9 protein-coding genes are annotated in these 9088 nt (G+C 67.9%); 5 read left to right on the top strand and 4 right to left on the bottom strand.

Going from position 1 to position 9088, the window contains the following annotated elements:
* A partial coding sequence (locus JZ791_RS34190) for a DUF4139 domain-containing protein (protein ID WP_216900374.1) occupies nt 1–1249 on the top strand: 1249 nt, incomplete at its 5' end.
* A gap of 177 nt (nt 1250–1426) precedes the next feature.
* Here the strand turns inward: JZ791_RS34190 and JZ791_RS34185 are convergent.
* Nucleotides 1427–1855, bottom strand: coding sequence for an NUDIX hydrolase (locus tag JZ791_RS34185; RefSeq protein ID WP_216900372.1), 429 nt, complete (start codon nt 1853–1855; stop codon nt 1427–1429).
* 177 nt (nt 1856–2032) lie between these two features.
* Here JZ791_RS34185 and JZ791_RS34180 point away from each other — a divergent pair, with 177 nt between their 5' ends.
* Together JZ791_RS34180 and JZ791_RS34175 are read left to right on the top strand one after the other, a co-directional pair.
* Nucleotides 2033–2974: a patatin-like phospholipase family protein gene (locus JZ791_RS34180; RefSeq protein ID WP_308163246.1), complete on the top strand. Its 942-nt coding sequence runs from the start codon at nt 2033–2035 to the stop codon at nt 2972–2974.
* A gap of 237 nt (nt 2975–3211) precedes the next feature.
* The gene (locus JZ791_RS34175; RefSeq protein WP_308163245.1) at nt 3212–3946 is read left to right on the top strand and encodes a YoaK family protein; all 735 of its coding nucleotides are present in this window, start codon (nt 3212–3214) and stop codon (nt 3944–3946) included.
* A gap of 365 nt (nt 3947–4311) precedes the next feature.
* Here JZ791_RS34175 and JZ791_RS34170 read toward each other — a convergent pair whose 3' ends face one another.
* Together JZ791_RS34170 and JZ791_RS34165 are read right to left on the bottom strand one after the other, a co-directional pair.
* Nucleotides 4312–5097, bottom strand: a complete 786-nt coding sequence (locus tag JZ791_RS34170; protein ID WP_216900368.1) for an alpha/beta fold hydrolase — start codon at nt 5095–5097, stop codon at nt 4312–4314.
* Nucleotides 5094–5954, bottom strand: coding sequence for an aldo/keto reductase (locus tag JZ791_RS34165; RefSeq protein ID WP_216900366.1), 861 nt, complete (start codon nt 5952–5954; stop codon nt 5094–5096). Before JZ791_RS34165 ends, JZ791_RS34170 begins: the two co-directional genes overlap by 4 nt.
* Here JZ791_RS34165 and JZ791_RS34160 point away from each other — a divergent pair.
* Both JZ791_RS34160 and JZ791_RS34155 read left to right on the top strand, forming a co-directional pair.
* Nucleotides 5953–6855, top strand: coding sequence for a helix-turn-helix transcriptional regulator (locus tag JZ791_RS34160; protein WP_216900364.1), 903 nt, complete (start codon nt 5953–5955; stop codon nt 6853–6855). The genes JZ791_RS34165 and JZ791_RS34160 overlap by 2 nt on opposite strands.
* A 410-nt stretch (nt 6856–7265) precedes the next feature.
* Complete coding sequence (locus tag JZ791_RS34155) at nt 7266–7676, top strand: winged helix-turn-helix transcriptional regulator (protein WP_254206806.1); 411 nt, start codon at nt 7266–7268, stop codon at nt 7674–7676.
* A gap of 485 nt (nt 7677–8161) precedes the next feature.
* Here JZ791_RS34155 and JZ791_RS34150 read toward each other — a convergent pair whose 3' ends face one another.
* Nucleotides 8162–9079 carry an LLM class flavin-dependent oxidoreductase gene (locus JZ791_RS34150; protein ID WP_216900362.1) on the bottom strand — a complete coding sequence of 306 codons (918 nt, stop codon included), beginning with the start codon at nt 9077–9079 and terminating at the stop codon, nt 8162–8164.
* Nucleotides 9080–9088 lie beyond the last annotated feature (9 nt).

The following is a 9088-nucleotide window of genomic DNA, read 5'->3' as shown; positions in this document are numbered from 1 at the left end:
GGGTGAGGTGCTGTCCGGGCTGGGGCGCCGGGCCGGGGGCGCGTTCGCGAAGGGTCTGGCGGCGGGTGAGCTCGAGCCGGATCGGGTGGCGGGGCTCACCGATGCGCTGGCCGGGCAGCTGACCGAGGTGCTCGCGCGCAAACGGGATCTGCTGCGGCGGCGTGAGCGCGCCGAGGAGGAGGCACAGTCGCTCGAGCGGGAGCTCGAGGCTCGTCGCCGGCAGGAGGCGCCCGATCGGCGGGTTGTCGCCGTCGACTTCGATGTGCGCACGGCCGGGGCGTTCGAGTTGGAGTTGTCTTATCTCGTCGACGACGCGCAGTGGGGCTCTTCGTTCGATATTCGGGTGCGGGGTGAGCGGCTGACGCTCACGTGGCATGCGGAGATCACTCAGAACACCGGTGAGGACTGGCCGGATTGCGAGCTGGCGCTGTCTACGGCACGGCCCGCGAATTCGGTGCGGTTACCCGAACCGGCGCCGTGGTTTCTCGATCGCCGGCAGCCGCCGATGATGCCGGTCGCCGCGGATGTTTTCGGGGCCGCGCCGGGCGGGCCGCCGGAACCCGGGAATGCCAGGGCCGCCAGGGTTTTCGCTAAGGCTTCGCCCGCGCCTATGCCCGTCGTCGAACACGGCGCGGCGGCGACCACCTATCGGCCGGTGCGGCAGATCGCGGTTCCCAGTGACGCGACCGCGCATCGCACGACCGTGGCCGAGTTCGACCTGAACGCGACGGTGGACCACATCACCGCACCGGCCCAGGGGCCGGAGGCGTTTCTGCGCGCGACCGCGATCAACACCTCCGAGCACACCCTGCGCCCGGGGCGGGCGTCGGTGTTTCATGAATCCGAGTTCGTCGGCGCCACGCGGCTCGAGGTGTGGGCGCCCGGCGAGGAGGTCGAGCTGAATCTCGGTGTCGACGACCGGATTCGGGTCGAGCGCGAGCTGGTGCGCCGCAGTGCGGGCAAGGTCGTCATCGGGTCCACCAAGCGCCGCGACGTCGAATACCGGATCACCGTGGGCAATTACGGTCGTCGGCCGACGAAAGTGACCGTCCTGGATCAGATTCCGGTCTCGCGCGACGAGGGCATCGTCGTCAAGGACGTGACGTGTCGCCCGAATCCACTGCACCGCACCGACCTCGGCGAGCTGACCTGGCAAGTCCCCCTCGATCCCGGCGCGACCGCCGAGATCTCGATCGGTTTCCGCGTCGACACGGCTCGCGGCGTGGAACTCGAGGGCTGGCGAGAGTAGTTCGCGTCCCCGGTCACCGCGACCTGAACGAGTAGTTCAGCCTGGCAGCAGCCCCGAGGCGACCAACTCGGCAACCCACGTGAGTGGTCCAACGCAGCAGCAGCCCTGAGCCCCAGGTCGGCACGCTGCGCAAGTGGTGTTGCCGTCAGCAGCCTCCGAGACGACCAGGTCAGCGTTCTATGCGTGTGGTGTCGCCGGGAGCAGTCCGGAGGCGACCAGGTCGTCGAACAGCAGTTGGTCGACCGGTGGGACTCGATACCGGTCGGCGTAGGTGAACCAGGCGAGTTCGGCGATCTCGGCGCTGGGAGTGAGGGTGCCGGCGTAGTCGGCGGTATAACAGGCCATGCGGACCGAACCCGGTGTCGGACCGGGCAGTTCGGCTTCGTAGGTGCCTACGTGGGCGACGGTGGCGGAGTCGAGCGCGACGGTGAGTTCCTCATCGATCTCCCGCAGGAGGGTCTCGGTATCGCTCTCCGCCCCTTCGCGTTTGCCGCCGGGGATGTAGAACACGTCCTTGCCGCGGGGGCGGGCGCACAGGATGCGGCCGGCGTCGATCAGGACCCAGGCGACGGTGTCGATCAGGAGGGTGGGCGGCTCGGTGCGCATGAGGGCAGGGTACCGGGGCGGCGTGGGCGGAGATCGACACCTGCCGGGTGTGGGTTCGCAACCCATTGGTCACCGAGTTGATCGGCGGGGTGGTTACTCTCGATTCGGCTGTTCACCTCGATGAACCCTCGGGTTGTTCGGCCGCGCGATAGTCGCTTATTCGAGGAAGGGTCCGTCGTGCCGGAGATCGAGTCGCCGGTTGGGGAACTCATTGCCGCGCGGCACGCGGAGGGCAGCGCGCCCGGCGAACGCACGGACGGCCAGCGGCTGGCGCTGGTGATCGAGGGTGGTTCTGCGCGCGGTGCGTATTCGCACGGGATGGCCATGGCGCTGGAGCAGCTCGGGGTGCTGTCCTGCTTCGACGCGGTGTACGGGTCCTCGGCGGGTGCGCTGAACGGGGCGTGGCTGCTGTGCGGGCGGGCAAACCAGTCGCGGCGAGCCTGGCAGGACGACATCGTGCGCCGGGTGCTCAATCCGGCCCGGGTGCTGCGCGGCGGGCGCGTGGTGGATACCCGGTTCCTGGTGCACGCGGTGTATGAACGCATCGTGCCCATGGATTTCTCTGCCATCCTCGGCAATCCGGTGACCTTCCACCCTATCGGCACCGATGCCATCGACGGTGGCGCGGTGGATCTGCGCAAGCACATCATCGATGCCCCGTCGCTACAGGGCGCGCTGCTGGCGAGCATCTGCCTGCCGATCCTGGCCGGGCGGCCGGTGTCCCTGGGCGGGCGGCGGTACGTGGATGCCGGTTTGTCCGAATCGATTCCGATCCGCACGGCCCTGGCCCAGGGCGCCACCCAGGTGCTGGTGCTGCGCACGCGGCGCGAGGACCAGACCATGTCCATACCCTCGCGACTCGAGGAGCGCATCGTCATGCGTTTCCTGACGCGGCATGCGCCCGGTGCGATCGAGGGCTGGCTCAGCCGCAACGACGACCACATCCGGGACGAGCACATCATGGCCACCCATCCCGGAGTGCTCCAGATTCGCCCGCCCCTGGATTCTCCGACGATCGGCCGCGGCGGACGTGATGCGACACTGTTGATGCGGGCGCTGGACGTGGGCCTGGAGGCCGCCGCGGCCGCGATATCGGCCTACCTGCCCTCTCTTGCCTGAGCCCGCGCCGCGTATCGGCATGGCGGCCGCTGACGTCACCCAGCCGGGAGCGGAGTGCCGTGGAAGCACGATTTTCGGCACAACGTGCCACTCGGCAATCAGGTAGCATTTTCTTATGCGGCAGGCTGGCATCTCCGGCCGCAGCGGCCGGACTCGATTGCGGGATCTTCATCACAAACACCTGAATTCACCTGCACGACCCATGCAGGGTCGTGCATGTATTGCTAGCCTGTCGCTGTGACTCCGAACTCGAACGACTCACGCGAACCGTTCTGGGATCTCGAAGCCAGACTGTTCACGGCGCTGTTGATGCTGGCCGGATTCGTCGGCGCCGCCGCCTACACACATTCCATGGGGTACTTCGTCACCTTCATGACCGGCAACTCCGAGCGATCCGTCGTCGGCTGGTTCCTGGGCCAGCACACGTTGGCCGGCGGCGCTGCCGCGTTGATCCTGTGCTTCCTGGTCGGCGTGTTCGTCGCCTCGGTGTGCCGCCGCCGCTGGTGGCCGAACCACCCGCACGGCTCGACCATGCTGACCACCGTCGCCCTCGTCGCCGCCGCGATCGCCGACCTGCTGACCAGCGAGCAGACGCTCGGACTCGTCCCGGTCCTGTTCGTCTCGTTCGCCATGGGCGCGCTGAACACCTCGTTCGTCAAGAACGGCGAGGTCTACATCCCCGTCACCTACGTCACCGGCACCCTGGTGAAACTTGCCCAGGGCGTCGAGCGCCATATCGCGGGCGGCACCCACCGCGAATGGCTCGGTTACGCGGTCCAGTGGGTGTCGTTCATCTTCGGCGCGCTGATCGGCGGCCTGGTCAGTCTGGCCACCAACGGCGAGCAGATGCTTCTCGCCGCCGCTACGGGTGCGGCCATCGTATCGGTGTTCGCCTGGCGCATCGACGTGCGCTGGTCGCGCCGTCAGGAACGGAAGGCCGACGAGGAATCCGAGGCCGGGTCGCCCGCTTGATGCGCACGGTGCAGACCGGCATCGAATGCGAGCCCGCAAAATGCAGCCGGCGGCGGTTTCCCCATACCGACCCGACACCGCACCCGCAACCCACCAGGCGTCAGCGCACGACCGCCACACTGCGCTCTGGGTGCCGACTCCGCACACGCGACAACCCGGCCTATCGCTGCATTCTTACGCCTCGAAACTCCGGTTTCCGACAGTCTGAGCCGAAGAATGTAGCGATAGGCCGGGCGCCCTCCGCGTCGCGGCGCGCAGAGTGCGGTCTGGTGGCGGCTGTGCACTTAGACCTGCTTTGGGCGCGGTGTCGGGCAGCATCGCGGCGAGTAGCCGGGAGGACCGGCCTGCGGGCCGCGCGGGCCGAGTCACCAGGAGGATTGCCCGCTCGTGGTGCGAATATCGTTGGCCAGGTTGAAGATCGCGGTTGCGACCGGAGCCGGTCGCTCCAGCGGGAGTAGATGGGCGGCATCGGCGACGATGGTGATGTCCGGAGCCCGCAGCTCATCTCGGAGTCGTTGGGCCCCTTCGGCGAAGTCGGGCATATCGTCGGCGCCGTGCAGAATACGTGTCGGCATGGTCATCGCCGTCCAGCATTCGTCGTCGGCCAGCGGGTCGGGAGCGAGTTCGCCCGGGTCGTCGCGTCGGCTGAGATTGTTGCGCAGAGCATTGGTGAGTACCTCGCGCACGGCTGGACCCGCCGCTGGTGAGAGCCATGCCGCGACCCCGGCATCGCCGGCAGCGGCGAGATCTCCCTTCGACAGCGCCGCCGCCTCGCGCTCCCACGCCTGTGTCAGCCGCGGGCTCGCCGGCTGGTCGTGTCGGCGAAAGCCCATCAGGCACATGCCGACGACGCGGTCCGGCCAGGTGGCCGCGAGCTGAAGGGCAGTTTGCGCGCCGAGGGAGTTGCCGACCAGCAGGGCGCGGTCGACGCCGAGATCGTCGAGGGTGTCGCGGACGTCGGCCCACGGCGCGGCGGGCCGGTCCGTTGGTGCGCGACTCGAGCCGTAGCCGGCGAGATCCGGGGCGATCGCGTGGTATCCGGCCGCGGCGAGCAGCGCCACGAGTTCCCGCCATTGGGTCCGATCGGCCGGGCGGGCGTGCAGTAAGACGATCGCGGGCCCGGCGCCCGCGTGGTCGTAGTTCAGGATCATTGGATGCCCTCCTCGATCGCGGCCATCTCGACTGGCGTGAGCTCGATGTTCGCCGCGCGCATGTTCTGCTCGAGGTGCGCGACGCGGCTGGTGCCCGGAATCGGCAGCAGATTCTCGGAGTGCGCGAGCAGCCAGGCCAGGGCGATCGTGCCCACCGCTTCACCGCGCTCCTGTGCGATCGTGGCCAGCGGGCCCTCGGCGGACAGGCGGCCCTGAGCCAGCGGCGCCCACGGGAGGAACGCGATATCGTGCGCCTCGCAGTAACGCAGCACCTCTTCCGACGCGCGGTCACCGAGGTGATAGCGGTTCTGCACGCTGACGATCTGGACGATCTTGCGTGCCGCCTCGATCTGCGGCACCGACACCTGCGAGAGCCCGACGAACCGCACCTTGCCCTCGGACTGCATGTCACGCAGCACACCGAACTGGTCCTCGGCGGGGACATTAGGATCGATGCGGTGCAGTTGCCACAGATCGATGACGTCGCGGCGCAGTCGGCGCAAGCTCATCTCACACTCCTGCCGCAGATACTCCGGCCGGCCGACCGGAGGCCAGGCCGCGGGGCCCAGACCGATGTCCGGCGCGACGCGGGTGAGCCCGGCCTTCGTCGCGATCACCACGTCGTCGCGATCGCCGAGTGTGTCGCCGATCAGCTCTTCGGCAACATAAGGTCCGTAGGAATCGGCGGTATCGATGAGGTCGACACCGAGTTCCACCGCGCGCCGCAGAACCGTGCGGCATTCGGCCGGATCCTCGGGCGGGCCCCAGATGCCGCGGCCGGTCAGGCGCATCGAACCGAAGCCGAGACGATGCACCTCGAGCTCGCCGCCGATCCGGAAGATTCGAGAGGTTGTCATGTCCGTTGACGCTAGGCTCGGCCCCGCTGCTCTTCCTGTCCCTGCCAGGGCCACCCACAATCGGGTGAACCACGCGGCGCTGGGAAATTTTCTGCGAGCCCGCCGCGCACTGGTGACCCCGGATCAGGCCGGTGTGGTGACGACGGGGTATCGACGGGTGTCCGGCCTGCGCCGGGAGGAACTCGCCGAACTAGCGGGCGTGAGTGTCCACTATCTGACCCGGCTCGAGCAGGGACGTGACCGCCATCCCTCACCGCAGGTGCAGGCGGCGCTGGCCCGCGCCCTGTGCCTCGACGATTCCGCGTTCGGCTACCTGCGGCGACTGGCCGAGCCACCGGCGGTGGCCGGTGCACCGGCACTCGAGGAGACCCTCGAACCCGCCACGGCCGCGATCATCGACGGGCTGACCGACCATGTCGCGCTCGTGCTCGGCCGATATCGCGATGTGCTGGCTGCCACCCCGCTGGCCACCGTGGTCTGCCCGGGATTCGCTGTGGGGCAGAACATCTTGCGCTATGTCTTCCTGACACTCGAGTCCAGGGACGTGTACCTGAACTGGGAAGAGGTTGCCGTGGAAGCCGTGCGGACATTGCGCGCGGCCGCCGGTCCCGAGCCGCACAACGAGCGGCTGCGTTCTCTGGTAACAGAACTCACCGTCGGCAGCCCGGAATTCGCGGCACTGTGGGCCCGCCACGAGGTGCGAAAAAAGACCATCGGCGCCAAGCGGTTCCGTCATCCGATCTTCGGTGAGATAGCGCTCAGCTACACCTCGCTCACCGTGAACAACTCGATGGGCCAGACACTTTCGGTCTACCGGGCCGAACCGGGCAGCGACTCCGAGCGGTCTCTGGAGCGCTTGCGATCCGACATGGACGCGAGCGCTTTTTCTGATCAGCAGTAACCGTTCGGCGGACCTCGGTCGGGCGGGCGGTGACGCCGACGAGGTCGCGGTGGAGACCGAGCCCTGCCACTGATCGCGGAAGGACTGCGCGACCTGGCGGGAGACCGAGGCCCTCGCCGAGCGAGGAGGAATCGATGTGCAGCAGATACGACATGGTTGGTAGGCCTTTCGGAGATACGTGATCAGGGGTGATGTCAGAAGTAGGCCGGAGCGGCGCCCGCGACCGTCAGGGTGATCGGGTGGGTTTCGTCCCAGGCAGAGCGCAGGGAGGGGCAGGTGAACTCGGCCCGGATCTCTATCTGCGTGAACCCGAACTCAATTCATACTATTTGTTCGTAGCGCCATGATGCGCCAGAATTGAGGGCGGTACAAAGGCACACAGGTGTGCGCGACGGAGAGGAATGGGCGCCATGCAGGACAACCCCGAGGTGGAGATGGCGGCCGCGATCGGGCCGTGCGCGAATATCCCAGCCGACCATATGGCCTTCATCCGCCAGATATTGGACCGGGTCGGCGACAAGTGGAGCATGCTGATCGTCGCCATCCTGCAGGACGGCCCGCTGCGCTACACCGACCTGCAGCGCCGGATTCCCGGGATCTCCCAACGCATGCTCACCCACACGCTGCACCAGCTCCAGCAGGACGGACTGATCACCCGGGCCGCCTACGCCGAAGTGCCGCCGCGAGTGGAGTACACGCTCGCGCCGCTCGGTCGCGGCCTGCACCAGATCGTTATGCAGCTGATCGGCTGGGCCACCGACCACCACGACGAGATCCGCGCCAACCGCGACCGTGCCGACACCGTTTCCTCCCGATCCTGAGCGGAACCCAGCTCGCGATCAGACCCGACGACACGCTCAGCCCGACGTAGCCAACAGCCCACGGTTGGATGGCGTTGCTCGCGAACATTCGCGGTCAGAATTGGCGCACGAAACCAGGTGGACAACCGGGTAGCCGTCCCGAACACCTGCTGTCCGTTGCCAATTGAACCGGCGCACAATCTCGCAGAAGAGTCTGCGGTGCGTCAGGTATTCGGCAACGTCGGTCCGTCTGGAGCGATGCCGCAGAACGGTTCGTGACCTGCGGTGCGCCAGGAACGTGGCGGATGCGTCAGTTCGGCCGGCAATGGACACCTGCGTTCGGCTCAGCCAGCGCATGCGGCACCGGTCGCCCCTCATGGCCCGCAACAAGTCAGGCCTCAGCGACATCCGGAAACCGGCGCCGCCTTGGCACACCGTCGGCCGGAGTCTCCGATCCGGATTCCGGCCGACAGCGCACCTCTACGCACAGGAGTGCTCCGACCCCCTCAGCGCAGCGCCGGAATGATCTCCGCGGCAATGCGTTCGGCCTGTTCGGGGTCCTGTGACATCGGGGTGAACAGCACCGTCCCCGCACCGGCCTCGATCGCCCGCTGCGCTTCCACTATGACGTCCTTCGCGGTCCCCGCCACCGCGGTCGGGGCCATGGCCGTTGTGCCGTACAGCTTTTCGAGGTTGCCCTCCACGCTCGCGCGGGCGGCGGCCGGATCGTCGTCGATCGCGACGTACAGGCGCTTGGCGATCGGGTAGTCGTCCGGATTACGGCCGGCCGCAAGGAGTTCGGTGCGCAGCGTGCGCACCTGGTCGGCGAAGGCGTCGATGGTCGAGGATCCCGCGCCGAAGAATCCGTCGCCCAGGCGGGCGGCGCGGCGCAGGGCGTTGGGGCTGCCGCCGCCGAACCAGACCGGCAGGGGCTTCTGGAAGGGCTTGGGCTCCATACGGACTCCGTTCAACTGCCAAAACCGGCCCTGGAAGTCCACGGTGGGCTCGCTCCACAGTGCGCGCATCACCGTGAGCCCCTCGGTGAACCGGGTCAGCAGGCCCTCGGGTTCGATGCCGAACGCCGACAGCGCCCGCCCTTTGCCGCCGAATCCGACGCCCACGTCCAGGCGACCCCGGGAGAGCTGGTCCAGGGTGCTCAGCGAGCGTGCGAGATGCACCGGGCTGTGCAGCGAACTCACGAATACCGCGCAGCCGAGCCGGATCCGCGAGGTGCATGCCGCCGCGTAGGTCATGGTCTCGATCGCGCCCAGCTGCGGCATCTGCGAGATGGTCAGGACCTGCTCCTGGGTCCACGCGCTGTCGAAGCCGAGTTCCTCGATCCGCCGCATGCGGGCGCGGAAATCGTCGGGGTCGAAGGCGCCGTCGGAATAGAACTGCGGAATGGAGATGGCGAAGTCCGGCATTCCCCCAGT

Origin of the sequence: Nocardia alni, from assembly GCF_019038435.1 — a bacterium.
Lineage (GTDB): Bacteria > Actinomycetota > Actinomycetes > Mycobacteriales > Mycobacteriaceae > Nocardia > Nocardia alni.
This window is presented reverse-complemented; position numbering and strand designations above follow the sequence as displayed.

Excerpts from the sequence above, each read along its gene's own strand:
- JZ791_RS34185 (WP_216900372.1), bottom strand. The coding sequence starts at position 1,855 with ATGCGCACCGAGCCGCCCACCCTCCTGATCGACACCGTCGCCTGGGTC.
- JZ791_RS34170 (WP_216900368.1), bottom strand. The coding sequence starts at position 5,097 with ATGATCCTGAACTACGACCACGCGGGCGCCGGGCCCGCGATCGTCTTA.
- JZ791_RS34160 (WP_216900364.1), top strand. The coding sequence starts at position 5,953 with ATGTCCGTTGACGCTAGGCTCGGCCCCGCTGCTCTTCCTGTCCCTGCC.
- JZ791_RS34165 (WP_216900366.1), bottom strand. The coding sequence starts at position 5,954 with ATGACAACCTCTCGAATCTTCCGGATCGGCGGCGAGCTCGAGGTGCAT.
- JZ791_RS34155 (WP_254206806.1), top strand. The coding sequence starts at position 7,266 with ATGCAGGACAACCCCGAGGTGGAGATGGCGGCCGCGATCGGGCCGTGC.
- JZ791_RS34150 (WP_216900362.1), bottom strand. The coding sequence starts at position 9,079 with ATGCCGGACTTCGCCATCTCCATTCCGCAGTTCTATTCCGACGGCGCC.